General features: G+C 44.5%; 20 protein-coding genes and 1 pseudogene. 12 read left to right on the top strand and 9 right to left on the bottom strand.

Annotation, left to right across the window (positions count from 1 at the left end; genetic code table 11):
* Positions 1-66: 66 nt before the first annotated feature.
* Complete coding sequence (locus C7R92_RS23290) at positions 67-648, bottom strand: N-acetylmuramoyl-L-alanine amidase family protein (protein WP_106835811.1); 582 nt, start codon at positions 646-648, stop codon at positions 67-69.
* Positions 649-1,229: 581 nt separating this feature from the next.
* Between C7R92_RS23290 and C7R92_RS23300 the strand changes: the two genes are divergently transcribed.
* The 3 genes and pseudogenes from C7R92_RS23300 (at position 1,230) to C7R92_RS23310 (ending at position 4,346) form a co-directional block, all read left to right on the top strand.
* The gene (locus tag C7R92_RS23300; protein ID WP_146147626.1) at positions 1,230-1,658 is read left to right on the top strand and encodes a hypothetical protein; all 429 of its coding nucleotides are present in this window, start codon (positions 1,230-1,232) and stop codon (positions 1,656-1,658) included.
* 818 nt (positions 1,659-2,476) lie between these two features.
* Positions 2,477-2,827: an RNA polymerase sigma factor gene (locus C7R92_RS23305; RefSeq protein ID WP_106835814.1), complete on the top strand. Its 351-nt coding sequence runs from the start codon at positions 2,477-2,479 to the stop codon at positions 2,825-2,827.
* Positions 2,828-2,943: 116 nt separating this feature from the next.
* A pseudogene (locus C7R92_RS23310) lies at positions 2,944-4,346 on the top strand (IS1182 family transposase).
* A gap of 678 nt (positions 4,347-5,024) precedes the next feature.
* Here C7R92_RS23310 and C7R92_RS23315 read toward each other — a convergent pair.
* Positions 5,025-5,483: a hypothetical protein gene (locus tag C7R92_RS23315; protein WP_244195806.1), complete on the bottom strand. Its 459-nt coding sequence runs from the start codon at positions 5,481-5,483 to the stop codon at positions 5,025-5,027.
* A gap of 435 nt (positions 5,484-5,918) precedes the next feature.
* On the opposite strand from C7R92_RS23315, the gene C7R92_RS23320 reads away from it, so the two are divergent.
* Positions 5,919-6,500 (top strand): DUF3238 domain-containing protein, encoded by a 582-nt coding sequence (locus C7R92_RS23320; protein WP_100169641.1) that lies wholly within the window; start codon positions 5,919-5,921, stop codon positions 6,498-6,500.
* 405 nt (positions 6,501-6,905) lie between these two features.
* Here the strand turns inward: C7R92_RS23320 and C7R92_RS23330 are convergent, their stop codons facing one another.
* Together C7R92_RS23330 and C7R92_RS23335 are read right to left on the bottom strand one after the other, a co-directional pair.
* Positions 6,906-7,109: a hypothetical protein gene (locus tag C7R92_RS23330; protein ID WP_106835816.1), complete on the bottom strand. Its 204-nt coding sequence runs from the start codon at positions 7,107-7,109 to the stop codon at positions 6,906-6,908.
* A 16-nt stretch (positions 7,110-7,125) separates the two neighbouring features.
* Positions 7,126-7,566: a hypothetical protein gene (locus C7R92_RS23335; RefSeq protein ID WP_106835817.1), complete on the bottom strand. Its 441-nt coding sequence runs from the start codon at positions 7,564-7,566 to the stop codon at positions 7,126-7,128.
* A 289-nt stretch (positions 7,567-7,855) separates the two neighbouring features.
* Between C7R92_RS23335 and C7R92_RS32965 the strand changes: the two genes are divergently transcribed.
* Both C7R92_RS32965 and C7R92_RS33430 read left to right on the top strand, forming a co-directional pair.
* Positions 7,856-7,957 carry a putative holin-like toxin gene (locus tag C7R92_RS32965; protein ID WP_017252200.1) on the top strand — a complete coding sequence of 34 codons (102 nt, stop codon included), beginning with the start codon at positions 7,856-7,858 and terminating at the stop codon, positions 7,955-7,957.
* Positions 7,958-8,521: 564 nt separating this feature from the next.
* Positions 8,522-8,596, top strand: a complete 75-nt coding sequence (locus C7R92_RS33430; RefSeq protein WP_412678994.1) for a putative holin-like toxin — start codon at positions 8,522-8,524, stop codon at positions 8,594-8,596.
* Between the two features lie 655 nt (positions 8,597-9,251).
* On the opposite strand, the gene C7R92_RS23340 is transcribed toward C7R92_RS33430, so the two are convergent.
* Positions 9,252-9,671, bottom strand: coding sequence for a hypothetical protein (locus tag C7R92_RS23340; RefSeq protein WP_106835818.1), 420 nt, complete (start codon positions 9,669-9,671; stop codon positions 9,252-9,254).
* A gap of 202 nt (positions 9,672-9,873) precedes the next feature.
* On the opposite strand from C7R92_RS23340, the gene C7R92_RS23345 reads away from it, so the two are divergent.
* On the top strand, positions 9,874-10,416 hold the full coding sequence (locus C7R92_RS23345; protein WP_244195807.1) for a GNAT family N-acetyltransferase: 543 nt from the start codon (positions 9,874-9,876) through the stop codon (positions 10,414-10,416).
* Positions 10,417-10,449: 33 nt separating this feature from the next.
* Here the strand turns inward: C7R92_RS23345 and C7R92_RS23350 are convergent, their stop codons facing one another.
* On the bottom strand, positions 10,450-11,859 hold the full coding sequence (locus C7R92_RS23350; protein WP_106835819.1) for a sensor histidine kinase: 1,410 nt from the start codon (positions 11,857-11,859) through the stop codon (positions 10,450-10,452).
* Complete coding sequence (locus tag C7R92_RS23355) at positions 11,856-12,557, bottom strand: response regulator transcription factor (RefSeq protein WP_017249777.1); 702 nt, start codon at positions 12,555-12,557, stop codon at positions 11,856-11,858. The genes C7R92_RS23350 and C7R92_RS23355 overlap by 4 nt, the downstream gene beginning before the upstream one ends.
* A gap of 176 nt (positions 12,558-12,733) precedes the next feature.
* On the opposite strand from C7R92_RS23355, the gene C7R92_RS23360 reads away from it, so the two are divergent.
* From C7R92_RS23360 to pcrB, 3 genes are all read left to right on the top strand, one after another.
* Complete coding sequence (locus C7R92_RS23360) at positions 12,734-13,789, top strand: DUF3048 domain-containing protein (RefSeq protein WP_069847514.1); 1,056 nt, start codon at positions 12,734-12,736, stop codon at positions 13,787-13,789.
* Positions 13,790-13,908: 119 nt separating this feature from the next.
* Positions 13,909-14,199, top strand: coding sequence for a YerC/YecD family TrpR-related protein (locus C7R92_RS23365; protein WP_007717484.1), 291 nt, complete (start codon positions 13,909-13,911; stop codon positions 14,197-14,199).
* 17 nt (positions 14,200-14,216) lie between these two features.
* Entirely contained in the window at positions 14,217-14,912 is a 696-nt protein-coding gene (gene pcrB / locus C7R92_RS23370; protein ID WP_106835820.1) for a heptaprenylglyceryl phosphate synthase, read from the top strand.
* Positions 14,913-14,976: 64 nt separating this feature from the next.
* Here pcrB and C7R92_RS23375 read toward each other — a convergent pair whose 3' ends face one another.
* Positions 14,977-16,686: a DUF4179 domain-containing protein gene (locus C7R92_RS23375; protein WP_106835821.1), complete on the bottom strand. Its 1,710-nt coding sequence runs from the start codon at positions 16,684-16,686 to the stop codon at positions 14,977-14,979.
* Positions 16,683-17,240: an RNA polymerase sigma factor gene (locus C7R92_RS23380; RefSeq protein ID WP_106835822.1), complete on the bottom strand. Its 558-nt coding sequence runs from the start codon at positions 17,238-17,240 to the stop codon at positions 16,683-16,685. The genes C7R92_RS23375 and C7R92_RS23380 overlap by 4 nt, the downstream gene beginning before the upstream one ends.
* Positions 17,241-17,740: 500 nt before the next feature.
* On the opposite strand from C7R92_RS23380, the gene C7R92_RS23385 reads away from it, so the two are divergent.
* Positions 17,741-18,895, top strand: coding sequence for a HesA/MoeB/ThiF family protein (locus C7R92_RS23385; RefSeq protein ID WP_106835823.1), 1,155 nt, complete (start codon positions 17,741-17,743; stop codon positions 18,893-18,895).
* 36 nt (positions 18,896-18,931) lie between these two features.
* A complete protein-coding gene (locus C7R92_RS23390) occupies positions 18,932-20,170 on the top strand; it encodes a hypothetical protein (protein ID WP_106835824.1) in 1,239 nt (412 codons plus the stop codon).
* Positions 20,171-20,237 lie beyond the last annotated feature (67 nt).

Here is a 20,237-nt window from a genome sequence, read left to right on the forward strand (position 1 = left end):
TATTCTAAGGGGTGCATTTCAGATCCTCCAGGGGCTTGTTTGATGCTATATTCTTTCTAGCATTTTTTATTCAAAATAATCTCGGATACCACGGTAGATACCACCAGCCATGTCAATCTTGTTGTCGTAGTCGGCAATAAACGCATCGTCATCTGGATTGGACATGAAACCCAATTCAAGCAATGTTGCCGGCATATCAGTATCCCGCAGTACTTGGAAGTTGTCCTTTCTAATTCCTGTACTTCCCCATGTATCGAGGCCGGTATAATCTACGATTCTTGGAAGAATAGCTTCCGCTAGTGCTTTATCCTCGGATTTATAGTAGTGTGCCGAGAGACCATTAGCGCTTGTATTGGTGCTACTGTTATGGTGGAAGGAAACAAAGATATCAGCGCCCCATTTATTTGCCATTTTGGCACGTTCATCCAAGCAAACTGGATCATCCGTTGTACGGCTCATCTTAACATTTGCACCAGCCTCTTCCAGATACTCTACCACGACTTCAGCGATTGCAAGGGCAGAACTTTTTTCATTCCCAGATTTTTTGCCAGAAGTACCTACAGCGTAAGTTCCACAACGATTTTTACCTTCAGAAGCTGTACCACCATGACCTGGATCAATGAAAATCTTTTTTCCACGCAAGCTCATATTTATTTTCCCCTATCTAAATGTAATAAGCGACTTTGTTTGACCGGTCAATTTGTCGCTTTCATAGATAAAGGAAAAAAACGAGGTCCTTTTACAACCAATGCCAAAAAAAATTCCTAAGTGGTCGTGCGCGTGGGCGCACCTTATCCTGCCTTCCCCCCATAACGCGAGAATCGCGTTGGATTTGTATTTAAGACAACAAAAAAATAAGAGCGCTCCCCCACGCCTGAACAGCTACGAGAACGCTCTTAGGAGGTCCCTTCTTTCTATTTTCTGAAATTGTAACTTAATTGTAACTTTTTTGAAGAACATCTTTTGTAATATGGAAAAGAAGGTTGAATTTACCGTATTTATTTTAAGGAGAGCATAAATGAAAAAAACTTAGTCCTATTTTTAAGAAAATCTCTGTTGACTGCTACTACTCTTTTACTAGGTTTTTCGATTATTGGGGGGAGCGGAAGCTCTGCATTTGCAGCGGCCGAACAGCAGACTCCCGAACAAATAATGAGAGCAATTGGGGATAAATATAGCGTTGGGGAAATTTTGAGTGATGAAGATGCAGAATTGGTGAAAAATATGCTTTGCAAGCTGGATCAGAACTAAGCGTGCGTTCTGCGGATGCTCAACGGGATAACTGGACACTTACTGGAAGTGATAAAAACACAGTCTTTACTGCTAGCATGTCGGGAACAGTGTATGTTGGCCTGAATTTATGGGAAAACAATTTCAAAGGAACTATAACCACACAAGTACAAAAAGGGACGCCGACCCATTTTAAAAATTCGATCCAGATGGAGGCATACGGTCTTGTAGGTTCAGGCGGGACATATATTGGAAAGACTGCTGATTTTACGGTAACAAGCGATTGGACGGCAAGTAATAAGTCAAAATTTACATATTCGTTTGATCAGCCGTTTAATGCATCAGTAGCATATTACTACTTGACCCCAAAAGGAGCCGTAAAAAACGCTTCTGGAGGCCTAGAGTTCACAGGAACTGGGAAAAAGTAATATAAAACCATACAGGAGGCTCATCCCATAAATGGATTTTTAATACATTAAGGGGTAGCCTCGTTTTTCTTTTGATCTGGTCTCGAAATAAATAGTGATTAAGATGTTCCATCTGACGGATAGCAAGTATCTACAATATTTGTATAATATGAATTGAAAGCGAGGGAGTAGTATGGGGAGTGTAGGATATCCGGGTCTCATAGTGCTAGGAGTGTTTGTACTTGTTGTTGTAGCAATCGTATACCGAATCAAAGCAAAGAAAAAAAGAAAGGGAGACTAATCCCAGTCCCGCGCCTGTCAAGACGCGATTCCTATAGTTCTTACGATCAACCCGTATTGGTGTCGCTGGAGGCAGAGCCTTCGGATCGGGAGATATTGCAGGGGCGTACTCGCCACCGGAGTACAAATAATCGAACACTTACAGAGTGCGAGAAATCGCATCTTTTTTTATATTTCGGAAGGTTGACACTCTCCTGCCTTCAGGCATGGGGAGTGTCAACTGGCGATTATTTGAGCATTCTAGCGTTTTGAGGGCTGGAGAGAAATCGGTCAGTAATTTCCTTAGCTTGATTCTTAAAAGGCTTCTTTCTCATCCGCCTCCAGTTGAAACAAAGAAGCGTTTGGACATGGAGGATATATAGATCGAATAGCGCCCCTTTTGGGCGTTATTTTTGTACTTATATGATACGAAAACGCGATGAAATGGCGTTTTCATTACGTTTCTTGAGTATTTCATTCAGAAAAAGAATGGAATATTTTATGAAAAACAGTTGTTTTTTACCTTCTTTTTTTACCTATAAGGTAGGACGGTGAAAAACATGAACGATGAGTTATTAATAGAGAAGTGTAGAGGAGTTTTAAGAAGGATCGCTTGGCGATTGCAGTATCAAGCAAAGAAGATTTCCACCCGAGAGCTTCCGATCATAGAAAATGCCTGTGGGCAGAATCAAATGTCTTCTGTAGATGCTAAGTTGCATGTAGAAGAAATGTTGAATTCCCTTCCAGCTAAAGCAAGATTCATTATTGAGCAAGTAGTGATTCATGGAGTTCCAGAAGAAATAGTCGCACAGCATTTGGGTATATCTCAACAAGGGGTAAACAAATACAAACGGAAATATTTAGGGTTACTTCGGAAAAAATTAGAAGCTGACTTAGAAGTTAAGTCGTAGACCCTCCCAAATGAGAGCACTGCAAAAGTCCACCTAATTTCTGTTAATCGTAGCCCAGTACCGCAAGGTACTGGGTTTTGTCGTATACTGGGAAGAAAACGAAAGAGTTGGAATAAGTGCTACCGTCTGCTAAACAATTGACCGTGTCTTTCCACGCCGAATTATATAAACTCATTCCCGAAGACCATCAACTGCGTAAAATTCATGAAGCTATTGACTTCACTTTCATTCATGAACTGGTTCGCTCTTCTTACTGTGAGTACTACGGTAGACCAGCTAACGAGCCGGAACTTCTGTTTCGTTTGTTGTTTCTACAGGTTCTCTACAATCTTTCGGACGATCGCATAATTGAAGAAGCCCAAGTGAACCTCGCCTACAAATGGTTTTTAGGTCTTAATCCAGAAGATAAACTGCCAGATCCCTCGCAATTATCCCGTTTTCGCAATCATCGGTTAAGGGCAGGAGCCGTAGATGAGGTTCTCAAATCGGTTGTACGTCAGTCCATCGAAAAAGGACTTGTGAAGTCAAAGTCAATTATCATGGACTCTACACATACGCTGGCAGCTTCGCAAAATCAAAAGCCACTTGAAGTGCTACGGGATGCGGCAAAGCGTTTATTCCGTGTTGTGGTGAAAAAGCACTCAAAGCTCGAAAAGAAACTACCATGGTTACCGGAGTTAAAGAAAGATCAAAATGGTGCCGAGAAGATCAAGATCGCGAAGACCATCGTTGAAGACGAGCGTCTCCTTGCCAATAAGGGCATTATGTCAGCTATTGATCCAGATGCACGATTTGGATGGAAGAGCAGTACAAAGTCCTTTTCGGCTACAAAGAACATTTTGCCATGACAGAAGAAGAAATCATTACGGCTGTGGAAGTCACAGGGGGAAGTTCAGATGACGGAAAACAGTTCAAAGAGCTTCTCAACCAGACGCTATCCGCAGGGATAGAAGTTCAAGAAGTGATTGGTGACACTGCGTATTCGAGCAAAGATAACCTGGCCGAGATGAAATCCAAGAAAATTCAGCCTGTGGTTCCGCTAAACCCGGTCGTACACAACGGAGGACTCAGGCAAGAGGGATTTGAGTACAACAAAGATGCGGATTTTGTTATTTGTCCGGCAGGACAACATAGCATTAGAAAAGCCGTTCAAGGGAGCAAACAAAATGGCAAAAGCCGATCCCTTGTGTTCTATTTCGATACGGAGAAATGCAAGACATGCCCATTTAGGGAAGGCTGTTTCAAGCCAGGAGCGAAGAGCAAAACCTATTCCATCCGGATCATGGCGGAACACTACATAGAGCAAATCGAGTTTGAGAACAGTGATACGTTCAAAGAACGTATTCGACGCAGACCGATTATCGAGCATAAAAATGCTGAATTAAAAAGGTATCATGGGATGACCAAGGCCAAATACCGTGGTCTGTTTCGCATGCGTATGCAGGCCATACTTACGGCCTTCGTCGTAAATGCAAAGCGAATCGTTACACTGATCGAAAAAATGCAGCCCGCCTCCTAGAGAGGACGGACTGCATTTTTTCGTTTGAATCGTATTATTAAAAAAGGAAGGGCAAGCTTTACCTGCACTCAGCCACAAAAAGTAGACTTTTGCAGTGCTCTCCAAATGGAGGGCTTTTTTAAAATTTTTTATAACACGAATAGCCCGATCAACGTCTTGATTAGGCTAAATCCCTTTGCTACCGGTTATGTTTAAACACCTTACCAAACGAGCTACAAAGGCCCTTTTATGCGTTTTTATTCTAGGTGTAGGGTTGGCTAGTCATTGAAAAATCGAAATTTACCTCATTAGAGCCGTTCAGATGATTGGTCACTCCATCAAAAAAGAACCAGATCACGCCCTAATTTATAACAAGAGCCCCAACTAAAAAGTTGAGGCTCTTGTTTGGGCGACCGCCAACCAAATGACATAAAACCCACGCTAAGAGATTTTACCAATCAAATAAGCCACTTTTTCCTACGCAAAGAAACTTTTGCGTCACTTTTTTCACTGATTACGAAGGGAATAATGCCGATTCACACCGTTATGCCCCCACAAAAACTGTCGCAAAAGGCGTATTTTACGGCACTTTTCCCCTTAACGTGGGTTTCTGGTTACTTTGCTGGCGGTACCCCATTTACTAGCCTATTGACGCTCATAATGATCTGGCCGGTTCGAAGGAGATTCGATCCTTACAGCTCACAAGGTCCCCTTTTTCCACTTATTTTCAACATAGGTTAGAAAAGTTTGCATTCCTTTAAGCCAAAGAGCCAAAAAGGGTGTCGTAACTGGTAGTACTATCAGGGCATATAGGGGTGCTAATTTAAAATAGTCATGCATGATATCATTCGCTGTAATCTCTGTTGACGGGGTCATTACACGCTCAAAGCCATACTCTAAAATAAGCATCAGCGTAGCACCAACTGACCCCATGAAAAGGGGGATTATAAAACCTAGAAAAGCACATAAAACCCAATATACCCATAGGCGAATGTTCCTGAATGCCTGGAAGTAACCTGAAATACAAGAAATAACAGAGACAGGAAATAGGGAAGTCGCCAAAAACCATAACCATCCCCCAAACGATGCTCCCCCAACCGACATGCCACCAGCTGCGAAATCCCCGAGAAAAGAAATGATAAAACTCAAAAAAAACATAGTCACCAAACCGTAAATAAGACCTACTAACGTAGAGCGCACTTTAATACAAATGGTCGCTCCCTCCCTCAATTGAATTAGTTTCAATATTATTATTATTTATCAATAAATTCCACATATTATCAAATGCACTTCATTAGTGGGTCGCGATCTCTTTGTTATTTAAGCGTTTTTCGCTACTTATGCTTGAATGTTAATTACTTGGCCCAGTAGATTTGGCCTATTCTGAGATTTTCGATGTCGTGGCTTGAATGACCGAGATTCCTTTAATTGAAGGACCTTTATCAAAAAGTTTAACATTCGGTTGTAGAAAACCAATCCTGATTACCTATATGGGTGAAGGTGATTGATATCAACATAGCATGAAGGTTGGGCGACCTTTATGTTATGCGCCCTTATCATTCATCTTACAATTCCTATAGGAGATGGATATAAATGGCGAATATTGTAGAATTGCGTGTAGCAGCGTTTATCCCTGATGAATGGTTATTAGTTACTGCTGATCCTTATAACAATTATTATGGTGAAGGAAACAACCGTGATTTTACCTACTGGACGGAAAATCAGAATAAGCTATTTAAAATGGCTCAACACATTGTGATTAATTGGAATACTTCCACAATTGACGTGTACAAAGCGGTGGGACCAACTAGAACGAAAATTGAAAATAGGGCAACCGGAAAGGAATATATTAAAGAATATCCGTTGACAAGCGACAAGGATATCACATATAAGAATACAGTTTTAACCCCAACGACTGCGTCCCTATATATCAAAGGTTCGGCTGGAAATTCTGCTTTGCCGGAACTTTCCCCTGCGATTGACTGGGAGTACAACATTTCTGTTGATAGAAAAACTGGACGTGTAAGTTTTAACGGAAGACACGATGGTTTCCCTAATCATGAGATTTATAAACGAATTGATAAAGGGACTCCAGTAGAACTTTATAGATTCTATAAGAAGACACCTGGACATTTGGTTGATCCAATGGATGTTGAGGTGAATTTTTCAAAATAAAGTTCAGAGAATCGGAAAGTCGGCTATCCAACTAATGGATAGCCGACTTTCTACAACACCGTACGTACCTTTCGGTATAGTCTTCCGTAAATTCTAAATTGCATGTAGAAGAAATGTTGAATTCCCTTCCAGCTAAAGCAAGATTCATTATTGAGCAAGTCGTGATTCATGGAGTTCCAGAAGAAATAGTCGCACAGCATTTGGGTATATCTCAACAAGGGGTAAACAAAAACAAACGCAAATATCTGGGAATTCTTCGAAAAAAATTAGAATCTACCTCGGCAAGAAGTTAAGTCGTAGGCCCTCCAAAATGGAGGGTTTTTTGCATTCTTGGCCTTAGCTAAAAATGTCCGGTTACCGACCCCCGACCACGCCGTAACATCTGAAGAGCAAAAAGACCAGGATTCATCCCTGGCCCTTTTTCCCTATCGCTCTTTGTTGGGAATCTTCCCCAACTGTCACAATCACATCGCCATGCATTGTTTTTACTCTCGCTTGAAATGGAGCTTTTCCCTCTTGAACCCGGCGAGGAACTCCATCTGCGTATCCGCGAACCGTCAGGCTGGACTGCAATTCTGACGTACTACCAGAGCCAACAAACCAGCGCACCGCATCCCTGACACCTTTAAATGGGCGGTTTAGAGTAGCTGCTTCTCGGGCAAATTCTTTTGCCTTTGCCTCTGATACAGAAACTCGTCCTAAAGGGTTCATTTCGTATTGCAGATTGAACCATTTTTTGTAACTTTGTGACCTGACCCTGTAAACGCCTAATTTCCTTCTCTTGTTGCGCAAGTAATGGATTTTCTTCCACATATAAATCTCTTCTGGCCCGTTCCATTTTTTCGATATGACGAAGCCAATCATCAGGTTTTATCCCTTTTTGAATTGCTTTTGCAAGGATGTCGGCTTTTTGTTCTGGACTTTCAAATCGATCCAGTCTTTTCATCACATCATGATACTCCAAGAATTTATCGAGAGCATCCCCCATACCGTACTTGTTCCGAAGAGTCTCTATGATCCCTTTCTCATATCGATCAAGGTTTTGCTCAAAGTTGCTTAATGTCATAGTAATTCCACTCCTCCTCTTCATACAACCATGCACCATCTAGTTGAATGATTGCTTTTGCGGAATCCTCGTCATGAAAAGAAATTTGAGGTGCTGGGACACCTTTGATCTGCCTTCACTACTTCACTCCTGACGATTATTTCACCAAACGTTTTCCCCAAACGATTATCGTATTCTGAACTGGTATGAATGATTAAACTATAGTAAAATTTGGACAAGTACTATAGATATGGCTCTCAAGGGTCAGCCAGCTTATCTCCCAGGTCAGAACCACAGGGAGGTGATAAACATGGCAATTACACACGAAACGATGTCTCTCATGATGCAGTTTGGGCTGTTTCTTATCGCATTATTAGGTCTCGTTTTTAAAATGACCCAAAAAAAGAAGTAACCACCCGAAGCTTGGAGGCAAAGGTGGTTTACATCCTCGTGCATTAAGTTGAGCCGCCCCTTTGAGGGAACGTCTTTGTACTACCAATAGAGTGTTGACGCACTCTATTGTATTGAGGCCAAGCTGCAGACACAGCTTTGGTCTCTTTTTATTTTTTCCCTACACTGTGCTATAAAACACAAAGCAGGTACAAAATCACAATAAAACAAAAATACAAATACATTTTTGTATTATCAATATATCACTCAAAGTAGTCCATTTACAACAACCACCTGATTGAGTTTGATTGAGTGATTGATCCTGATTTGCACACAACGGGAATGATTAGGGGCATCATGCAACAATTTGGAACGCCGATATGATTCTCTGATTACTAGCATTGTCAAGACAGTCTTACGTGATTTATTTCGCAAATACAGAAAACTCGCATACTCTCCTAGCACTTCACCGAAAAGGATAGTAAAATATGGAGAAGTACAAAGATACGGCTCCAAGGGTCAGCCAGCTTATCTCCCAGGTCAAAAACACGGGGAGGTGAGAAATATGGCAATTACATACGAAACAATGTCGCTCATGATACAGTCTGGGCTATTTCTGATCGCATTGTTAAGTTTCATTATGACCCCAAAAAAGAAATGACCACCCTTGCCAGCAAGCATTCGGTGGTCACTCCAATGAGCTATTAAGCTGAGCCGCCCCTTTGAGGGAACGTCTTTGTACTACCAATAGAGTGTTGGCGCACTCTATTGTATTGAGGCCAAGCTGCAGATAGAGCTTTGGTCTCTTTTTATTTTGTCCCTACCATGTGCTATCGATAACACAAAGGAGGTACGAAATCGCATTATATAATAACACAAAAGCAAACCAGTTTTTGTACATCATAACATATTGGCAAGGTACGTTTAAAGTACCCCGAAAGTATATCTTCGGAACCCCCGAAGGTACATCTACGGAAGTCCGAAGGTATGTCTACGGAAGTCCGGAAGTCCATTCATGGGTCAAGCCTCGTCATTGGCCGCAACATGATAAAAAGACCTACTTGCCATTTCAGGCAAGTAGGTCTTTTCTACAGTAGCTCCCCTGTTATCCCCTTGTTGCTGTGCAGCTACACCCTACACTTTATGGCTTAATCGAGATCAATGCCATCAAAGTTGAGGTTATTCAAGTCAATCTCTTCGTCTTCTTCTTTCGCTGCTGCAGCTTCAATCTCCGCCATATCGATCTCCAACTCAGACAAGTCTAAATCGAGATCCAGGTTTTCATCATCAGCAACGGCAATTTTGGCGATGGAGTCTTACCGGTACGAAACAGCTTTTTGCTTTTGGACAAATTCCTCGTACTCTTTTACCAATCCCTTTGCCAAGTGCTGCGGCAATGCCTCCACCTTATAGAACGTGTAAGCAGATACGCGGAAGTCATGCTTATCTTGCAGATACCCACTAAAAACGGTACCACTTAACGGCAACTTTTCGATGAGCTCATTTTTTGCCTCATCCAGGAAGAAGCTCCCCATGTTCTCCAATTTCTTGTCCAGTACACCAAGCAGTCCAACATGGTGAACCTTGGCAAATTGAGTAACGCCATTTTCATCAGTTTCTTGTAGCGCTATCGGGTCGTGCAAGCTGTTAGCTGCCAAAGCAGACGTAAACAGCCCTTTCAAATCATTCACATTGTTGATCTCTTCCACTTTTTTCGAATCTTTGCTGATGACCAATGATCCCGTTCCTTCCAGAACAATTCTCCGGAAGTCTTGAGAGTCAAAAGTAACTGATGTGCCTCCACCAAGACCAGCCGCAAAAAGTACCAACTCATCTTTCGGGCGTATGCTCTGGGTGATGAATGATTTGAGTTTCTCGCGATTTTGTTTTCGCTACTGGTTGATAAAAACACAGACTCATAACCAGCAAATTATTTATATGAAAGAAGTGCTAGATGGCAGCCTGCCAGATGGACAAAAGGGCGTGATTGCACTCGCAGAGCCTTGTCTGACGCGCGTACAGATTCCGAATATACTCGCCACACGTACCATGTGGTTGATGAAACTAGCAGATCCAGAACGGCTTTTACCTGTGGGAGAATCACGAATACTGGAGTTATCTGAAGCACAGATCGTGGAGAATATGGCGGCAGAGCTCGGCATGATTAGTTTTCGGGCGGAGGAAGTAGCAGAAATGCCACACATCGCACTCTGTTCGGAAGGAGGAGAGCCAATGGCCGTAGCCGGCTTTCATGTCTATGACGAAGCCTACGTCGAAATCGGGAACATTGGCACATCTGTCCATCATCGGCAAAAAGGGTTGGGTACGCAAATCAGTTCAGATATTTCCCGGATTGGCTTGGAGAAGTCTGATCATGTTTATTTAATTGTCTTTGCAGATAATCCCACGGCGATACACGTGTATGAGAAGCTCGGTTTTGTCACGGTATCTTCCTACGCTTTTATCGAATTTCTCCTTTAGAATAGAAAAAGAGAGGACAAGTGTCCCCTCCTATCAGTTCAATCGGCCTTTAAATTCAACGGGTACGATCATCGTAAAGCAAGGTCCATCTGGATCGTTGCGGGCATCGATCGTCCCTTTATGTGCTTCCAAGACGGCACGGGCAATCGCGAGTCCAAGCCCATGCTTGCCCGACTTTCCTTTGCGGAAACGCTGGAATAAATTCGGCAGCAGCGCCTCCTCAATGGGTGGCCCATCATTGGAAATCGCGACGACGACGCTTTTTCCTGCGTGTCTCCCTGTGATGGTAAGTCGGCTTTTGGCGTAACGCAGTTGATTTTCCATGATATTCACGAACGCAGTGCTCAATTGCTCGCCGTCTCCCTCCACGATCAAGTCGGCTGCCAGATTTAACTCCCACTCGATTTGCGGGTTGAGCACGGAAAGACGCTGCTTCAACAGGTGCATCATCTCTGACAGGTCGACGCGGTCGACTTGCATCATTTGAGAGACAGACTCGATCTTTGTGATATACAAGAGCTGTCCGACGACCTTTTCGAGACGCTTGCTCTCTTCCATGATGATGGAAAGCCCTTTTTCAGCCTGTGGGCCCTGAAAGACGCCTTCGATGAGGCCTTGCGTGTATCCTTGAATCGCCATGATTGGTGTTTTGAGCTCATGGGAAATATTTTGGACAAAATGTTGCTGTGACTCGTCGTATTCCTTCAGTTGGTTTTTCATCATATCGAATGAGCGGGCGAGCTGTCCGATCTCATCTCCGCGATCCATCGTAAGCGGGATATCGAACTGACGACGAGCGATTTTTTTACACAGCTCTTCAAGTGTGCGCAGCGGTCTGCTCAAATACCCGCTAAACCACACGGCCAACAACCAGCTTACGAGCAGCAGCAGACCAAATATGAACAAAAACTGACGTGTCAAAATCGAGTTGATCTGGTTGAGCTCCTGTTCCTTGGAGAACAGCACCATGTAGTAGGGGAAGCCGTGGTAATCCATTTTTTTGCTGACGAACAAATAGCTCTCGGCTCCACGGTCCAGCGAACCATGCTGGAGCTTGTTGCTTGGATACGAGGCGGCTTGTCGGAACAACTCCTTGGCATCCTCGTAGGGAATGCGGCCATTGCTTCGGCTGCCCAGCTCTCGTCCGTTCTCAGCATAGACGATCATATCAAATGAGTACTCATAACGTTGGAGCAAGAGCTGTAAAAAGTAAGGGGCCGCAGCCGGAACAGGCAGCAGCTCATTATGCTCGTTGAAGGAGATATGCTGTGATAATGTGTAAAACTCTTCTTCCAAGAGCGTGTAAGTGTTGGATACCAGATACTGTTTGACAGCCAATGGATACCCGATGCCAAGGCCAACCCCGAGGACGCTTGTCAGGATCATGAACAAAATGAGGATTTGCCTGGAAATCGGCAGGTTTTTCAGTCGGAATTTGCTCATATACGTGTCATTCGGTAGCCGAAGCCATAGACCGTCTCCAATGGAAACTTGGGCATTTTTTTGCGGATGCGCTTCACCAAGTCATCGACAGCCCTGTCTGAGCCAATGTAGTCTTCCCCCCAGATGGAGGTCAGAATCTGCTCGCGATTCAAGGCCAAGCCTTGATTGTGCAAAAGGTAGACGATGAGCTCGAATTCTTTTGTGGTTAAATCAATGAGTTCGTCGCCTTCTTTTACTTGTCTGCCTTTTTCTGAGATCATATAAGGATCAACCGTTACCCAATCTTGGAAAGTTTGGGTAGAGGAAGCAGTGGCACCGGGCTTTTCATAGGTGCGCTGTAGCAGCTTTTTCGCACGGATGACCAGTTCGCGTGGTAGAAAAGGCTTCGCCAAGTAGTCATCGCTGCCCAGTTCCAGTCCGATGATTTTATCGACATCTTGATCGCGAGCGGAGATGAAGATGATCGGGACATTTGATTTTTCACGAATGAGACGCAAGAGCTCATAGCCGTCGATGTCGGGCATCATGATGTCCAATATCCACAAATGTGGTTGTGTATCTTCATCAAGTAACGGCAAGACGTCCTTGCCACTAGAAAACGCTTTCACCTGCAATCCGGCACTTTGCAAATACGATTGCAAGAGCTCCAACAGGTTTGTTTCATCGTCCACCAGATAGACGAGGTAGGGGGTATTCATAGATTGTGGCCTCGCTTTGCATCTGTTTTTCATTATTGTAGCATAGCCAAAAACAAGATGTGTGGCACGGGCGTATGAGAATCGTGGAAAACGTGTGGAAGCAGGATTCCCCTGTATCCTTCTGGAAAAAGAAACAGGGAAAAAAAGACAACGAGAGATGGAAAGGAGCGATTCATATGAAACGAACAGTCAAATCGTCTCTCATGGTATTAGCCTTCATGCTCTTAACAACGGCCTGCGCTCAAAAGCCGGTGGACACCCAACCTAGTCCGCAGATACCCGATCCGATTGTGCAAACGCCACCGGAAACGAATCAGCCCGTCGAGTATGCGTATAAGGCACCGATGACAGGACTTGGCAGTCACGAAAACCTGGGAAGCAAACGCCCGATCATGGTAATGATCAACAACGCGCCGCCCGCCCGTCCACAAACAGGTGTCAACAAAGCGGATATGATTTATGAGGTATTGTCAGAAGGGGAAATGACCCGCTTTCTTGCGATATTTCAAAGCCAAAAACCAGAAGTAATTGGACCTGTCCGCAGTATCCGCCCTTATTTTATCCAGATCGGGAACGGCTTTGATGCGGTCCTCGTGCACGCAGGAGGCAGTCCGGATGCGCTGGAAACCTTGGCGAGAAAAGACTACAGCCATCTGGATGAAATTCCGAACGGTCAATACTTTTGGCGAGAAAAATTCCGGAAAATGCCACATAATCTGTACACCAAGCCAGAGCTCTTGGAAAAAGCGATGCAGGATAAAGGGATGCGTCAAACGGCAGAGGTGCCTCACTTCACTTTCCTGAAGGAGGACGCTGAGATCAAGGAAGGCGAGCCTGCAACACAGGTAGATCTGACTTTCCACTCATTGAATAAAGCTGCTTTTACCTATGATGCCGAGCAAAAGAAATACATGCGCTTTACGGCAGGTAAGCCGCATTTGGACTTGAGCGACAAGAAACAGTTGTCCACGACCAATTTGTTGGTCATCTCTGCCAAACACCGCGTGCTGGATAAAGAAGGGCGTCTATCGGTCGATGTAATCGGGCCGGGGGACGGTTATTTATTCCAGCAAGGAAAAGCACGCAAGGTCAAATGGAAGCGCAGCAATGGTGTCATCCGTGCCTATGAGGACGCGGCTTTGACGCAAGAGGCACCGCTTTTGCCAGGAAATACATGGGTGGCGATATTGTCGACCTCACCAGGTCTGTCGAAGTCGCTCAAGTTCCAGTAAGGATTAGGGCTTGCGGATGAAGGCGGTTTCTTCTAAGATAATTGTTAAAGCTTTAGTGCTTAAAAATTGTACAGTGAGAAACCGTTCGAAAGACGGACTATATAACAGAGGTGACAGACATGCAATTGGAAAAATTAAAAGGAAAAGGGCTCGAACAGTTGTTTGAAGCTGTTCTTTCCCTGGAAACGATGGAAGAGTGCTATCAATTTTTTGACGATTTGTGCACGGTGAACGAAATGCAGTCGCTCGCACAGCGCCTGGAAGTAGCGAGAATGCTCCGCAAAGGCTTTACTTACAATCAGATTGAAGCAGAGACCGGCGCAAGTACGGCGACTATTTCCCGTGTCAAACGCTGTTTGAACTATGGAAATGACGGATACCAGATGGCGCTTGAGCGGATCGGAAAATAGCTAGGAGGCAGGCAACGTTGATTGACTATCGTGGCTGGCGCCATACATTTAAACTAGACCCGGATAAAACAATCGATGACGAGGCCTTGGAGGCGATTTGCGAGTCCGGAACAGATGCGATCATTGTAGGCGGCACGTACGGTGTGACCTATGACAATACGCTCGAATTGATGTCGCGATTGCGACGTTACGCAGTACCGGCTGTCTTGGAGATTTCCTCACTGGATGCAGTTGTGCCGGGATTTGATTCGTACTTGATCCCGCTCGTACTGAACGCTGGCGATCCAGACTGGATTTTTGCTCCGCATGTATCGGGGCTTCAAGCGTTTGGCGCTTATATTCATTGGGATGAGATCATTACAGAAGGATATATTATCGCCAATCCAGATGCGGGCGTAGCACATCTGACGAAAGCACGTCCGATTGCGGATGCCTCGCAGGCCAAAGCGTACGCACAGGTAGCGACGAACATATGTCGTTTGCCGATTGTCTATATGGAGTACAGCGGTACATACGGCGATCCGGCAATCGTGAAGGCTGCCAAGGCAGGCGCGGGCGAAGCCCACCTCTTTTATGGTGGCGGGATTCGCAACCCGGAGCAAGCGGCAGAAATGGCTGCGATTGCAGATACGGTTGTCGTAGGGAATGTCATCTATGACGATCTAGCTGCTGCATTAGCTACTTTGAAGGCTGTAAAAGGAACCGAAATCTAAAAAAGACCACCTTTCCCATGAGCTGTTACAGTTTCATGAGGAAAGGTGGTTTTTCATTTTTGGGTTACTTCTTCAACGGAATGGCTACGCTCCAATCCATGTCTTTCTTTACGTTCACTTGCTCCTCGAAGGTAAACGTCAGCTCTTTCGGGATTACGTTCATATCTTCTTGGAGTGTACCTTTCATGATAAAATTGCCCTTTTCATCTTTTGTTGTTGTGCCGAAGAAATAGAAACGGTACTCTTTCCCCTTGTCATCAACACCCTGAAAGTCATCTAAGTAGGCCACACTTGGTGCCAAAGTTGCTTCAAACTGTAATGTACTACGTAGCATTTTATGTTTTTCAGACGTGATTGGGTTTGTTTTTGTTATCTCTTCTGAAGCAAAGTTTGAGAAAGTTAGCGTACTTCCATCGTGCTTTATCGTGACAGGCGCGGTCTTCAGTGTTTCAGTGGACAGCTTTTGCTTAAAATTCGAAGGAATCTGATCGTAATTATCGCCCACTCTAAAGGTTAGATTTTTATCCGCCGGCAAGGAATGAAAGGTGATGAAGTGAATATCTTTGTCGTCGGTTGCACGAACGAAATACTCCCTGCTAACATTTTTGAAAAATGGATTCGGCTCTTCCCCAAATTCACTCGTTAGATCAAGATTGCTCCAGGCTGCGAGCACAGCTCCTTTGTCGTCCACAACTTCATAAGTTAAGGATTGGGAACTACCACTTCCTTCTGTATTCTCGATAACGAATTCAGTCTGTCCAGGTGTCACCGTTACTTGCTTCAGATTAATCACTTCGCCATTGGGAGCGGTATAATGCTCGTTGATGGGAACAATTTTTGTTTCTTTTTTTGCTTTGGAAATATCAACAGGAATGGTCACGCTCCAATTTCCGTCAACTTTGTCCAGCTTCTTGATGCTAAGCTCGATGTTCAGTTTGTCAGGAATCTTGCTGACATCTGTAAAATATCTGCTAATCGGTCGGCTGACCATCAAGTACTCATCTTTTTCGCCGATGCTTTCCTTCTTGTTATAATTAAGATGGTACTTATCATTTGTCTCAAGAACGTTTCCATCTTCATCTGTGATTTTGATTTCATAGGTTTCGCTCCGTTCATCTTGACCTCCCAGTGGGAAATTCCGGAACAACTTTTCAAGCTGCTTGCCATTCTTATCCTTGAAGCCGAAAATAATCCGGACATCCCTCGTGTCTGCCATGACTTCTCTTACTTCCAGCGTCATTCCGTTGTCGATGGCTTTCAAATCAAGCTTCTTGTTATAACCTTCTTCCAGTCCGCGCTGGATGAGGGGGTCCTCGGACGCTTCTTCTGCAAACAAGCTGCTCTCTGTTTGCTTCGGCTGTGATTTTATGGTAGCGGCATAGAAGTCATTTACATAAGTCGCAAAAGATGGTGAAGTCAGTGTTCCAAAATAGACGACTGCTGCCATTCCTGCTACGGCGATAGTTGCTTTTTTCACGATATCCAGGCTCCTTTTCTTCCAATCGATTTTCTTCTGTAATTGATGTCTCTCTGATCGTTTCAGAACGTGTATGGGGTAAGGAGGCAGATTCACCATAATGTCATGAATGACAGCATCGGTTGGCTCGTCTGTCGCTAGAGATTCTTCCGGATCTTCCAGCTCGTCCAGCTCCTGCTTTAACTTCAACTGGCAGTGACGGCATTCTTCCAAATGGGCTGCCATGACCTTGGCTTCCTCTGGCTCAAGCAGGTTGTATAGATACAAAGCAATTTGTCCTTTATCTAAACATTTCATAGATGAAAGTCCCCCCCTTGCCCTGCATGCCCGATTGCTTCCCTTAGCTTGTCCTTTCCACGAGACAGGCGCGTCCGCACAGTACTCGACGGAATGGACAGTCGATGGCTGATTTCCTCACAACTCAATGATTCGAAGTAGCGCATTTCGAGGACGATCCGATACTTTTCTTCGATGGACATCATCCTTTGACGCAACAGGCGCTGACCCTCCTTATTCAGTAAGGCAACCTCCGGCGTATGGCTATCCACTGGTTCTATCTCTTCGCTTGCGGTGAGCCGCTGCTTTCGCTTGCGTTTGCGCAGCTCGTCCAGACAGTGGTTGGCTGCTATCCGGTATAACCATGCAGAAAAATCGTAGTTTGTTTTATATTCTGGTAAATGGTAATACGTCTTAATGAAAATTTCCTGCACGATATCTTGTGCATCCGGTGTATGTCCCAGCATTTTACGAAGAATGGAACTTACTTTTCCGTGGTATCTGGAAATGATCTCGGAGTAGGAGTCTTTGTTTCCTTTCAAGACCCGCCCGATGATCACTCGATCTTCCTCCATGTGTGCTCCCCCTAAGCAAAAAAGGCTCGCTGCGCAGCTTTTCCTTTTTTGATCAAACAAAAGTGATCTTGGTGAAATTTTTCTATTACATCCTAGTACTACGAATCCAGAAATAAAAGTGTCCCAAAAACAGGGGCATTTTCCAAAAAGAATGAAAAGTATTTCCCTGAAAGAAGGATTTTTGAGAATATTCATAGAAAATGGAAGGAAAATCCTATTGCATACGAAATAAATAGTCGAATATTACCAAAATATATAATTTTTTGCTAATATTTGTAGATTTCTGTAAATTTATGAAATATAATGAACTTGTCTTAATTTTCGATCATAGAGAGGAGGAACTATCCATGAAAATCCAAGCGAAAAAAGTTGAAAGCGTTCGCACTACTGCAGTAGCAGCTTAATTCTCTTAAGAAGAGGGGGAATAGCACTCGAGCTATTCCCTTTTTTCATCTAAAATGAGCCGGGTTAGCGAACCCCATTATTGGGAGGTGTTTTGTATGGAACGTCGTCCTTTATTTAAACCAGTACATCCCGTTTATGAAGTGACAGAGCAAATGATCCGCTTGGGAGAGGCTCCTGGCTATACCTTCGAATTGGAAGACGAGAACGGGTCCATCCGCAAGATGATCAGACTGATGGATGGCACTCGTACTATCGGTGAAATACATACATTATTGGTTGTGGATTACCCCGAAATTACGTATGAAGAAATATCGGAAGCAGTGGAATCACTGAGTGGATTGGGCTTCCTGATGGATCAGGCGAAGGAAGAGGCTTCCGCTCTGACTTCAGAACAAAAGGAAAGATATAAAGCGAATATCCGCTACTTCTCCTTGTTTACCGATCTCAATCAAAGTCCAAGCGAGCTACAGGAGCAAGTAAGTAGAAAAAAAGTGACGATCCTGGGAATGGGTGCCTTTGGCTCTACACTACTGGTCAATCTAGTAGGAGCGGGAATCCAGCATATCAAGCTCGTGGATTTTGATAGAGTAGAGCTCAGTAATTTGAACAGACAAATGGTCTTTAACGAGCATGATATTGGTCGCCTGAAGGTGGAAGCGGCACGTGATTTCATCGGAAGGCTTCATTCTGAGGTATTGATTGAAACGGAGACGCTGCAAATCAAGTCCAGCGAAGACGTGGAGCGGGTTATTACCGGAAGTGACCTCGTGATGCTCGCAGCCGATCAGCCCTTTTTCTTTTTGCAGAGATGGGTAAATCATGCCTGCACCAAGCTGCAAATCCCGTTCATTGCCGGGGGATTCAACCTGATCGAAGGACAGTTCTTCATGGTAGAACCGGGCAAGACAGGCTGTATCGACTGCATGCATTTGCATCGTTCTACACAGATCGAGGACTATCCGCAGTTGATTCAAAGGCTGCTCGATACCAACTTTATTCTGCCTACCGCCACGATTGCCCCCAACACCATGATGATTACGGGAATGATGGCTTCCGATGCCATCAGGTATTTGACAGGAATCGCTCCGGTACAATCGGCGGGCAAATTTATCATTTTCGATTTCAACACGTTGGAAAAGAGCGTGTTTTTTGAGTGGGAGCGAAATGAAGCCGAATGCCCAACTTGCGGGGGCGGCAGCGGAACGGAGCCGATTTTTCATATCAAGAGAAATGAAGTGCTCGCAAAGTAAGGAGTCGTTCCTGTAAGAGAGGAAGGTGTCGGTCAAGTGAACATCTCAGGAGAGAGCATTCTCAAGATGCACCCGCTTGCGCGTCGGGCGGAAAACGAGGAAGAGATCCTCATTGGACGAACGGATATCAGCAATTTCATTGTGCTTCCGGCCATTGGTGTCGAGATCATCGATATGCTGGATGAAGGGAAGAGCATCAATGAAGTCGCGACGATTATGGAAGAACAGTTGGGCGAACCGGTGGATGTGCTTGACTTTGCGCAGGATTTAATTGCTTCCTATCAATTTGTGTACATGGCAGATGGAGAAGTTGTCAACGAGCCAGTACCGGTAGTAGATCATTTCTCTTGGATCAAGCAGGAGACGGGTCAGTTTTTCTTTAATCGTGTTGCCTTTGGATTATACGGTCTCTTATTTGTCACAGGTCTTTTGATTTGTGTGTTTACAGGCAAGTATATCCCGGTCTATTCCGATATTTTTGTTTCTTCTTCCGTGACAGTTTCGGTTGTGGTTTCTTTCGTGGCCACTTGGGTTTTTCTCTTTTTCCATGAGATGGCCCACTTAATGGCGGCCCGATCATTGGGAATCGGCAGTCGTATTGGTCTGGGGCATCGACTTGTTTTTGCTGTAGCAGAGACGAATATGTCCAATATTGTTCTCGTGGAGCCACAGCGCAGATACAGGGCGTTTTTGGCGGGAATGTCCTGGGATGCGATGTTTATGGGAATCGGTGTCATTCTGTTGTTTGCCAATGATCAAGGCTGGCTGACGCTTGTGCCTTTCATGGAAGCATTCATTCGTATGCTGAATGTGATCCTGCTCATGGCTTTGGCCTTTCAGTTCATGGTTTTCATGCAGACGGATTTGTATTACGTGTTGGCAACCAAGTTCCATTGCTCCAATTTGATGGTGAATACACGTCTGTTTCTAAAAGGGAAATTCCGTTCCTTGAGGCAGGATGAGCAGGAGGAATGGGAGTACGTAGCCGATCATGAGAAAAGAGTCATCCGCTGGTATAGCTGGATCTACTTGATTGGATCTGTGTGGGGAATCTGGTTCTTTGTCCAGTATCAGCTGCGCATGGCGGTCGATTTTATCTGGATCATCGGCGACGACATGAAGAACGCTCCGCTTCACTCGTGGGAGTTTTGGGACGGCATTCTGTTGATCCTGTTGGTTCTGGTTCCGTTTCTCATTTTGGGCTGGTCGTGGATGAGAGCGTACCGACAACGGAGAAGCGAAAGAGAGCGGGCAAAATCTTTGCAGGGCACATAAATTACGTCTTCACCTTGCCAAGTTGCCCTGTTACGCTAGGGGGAAGAGAGATACTCAGGCAAAGGAA

The organism is Brevibacillus porteri (assembly GCF_003013475.1).
Lineage (GTDB): Bacteria > Bacillota > Bacilli > Brevibacillales > Brevibacillaceae > Brevibacillus > Brevibacillus porteri.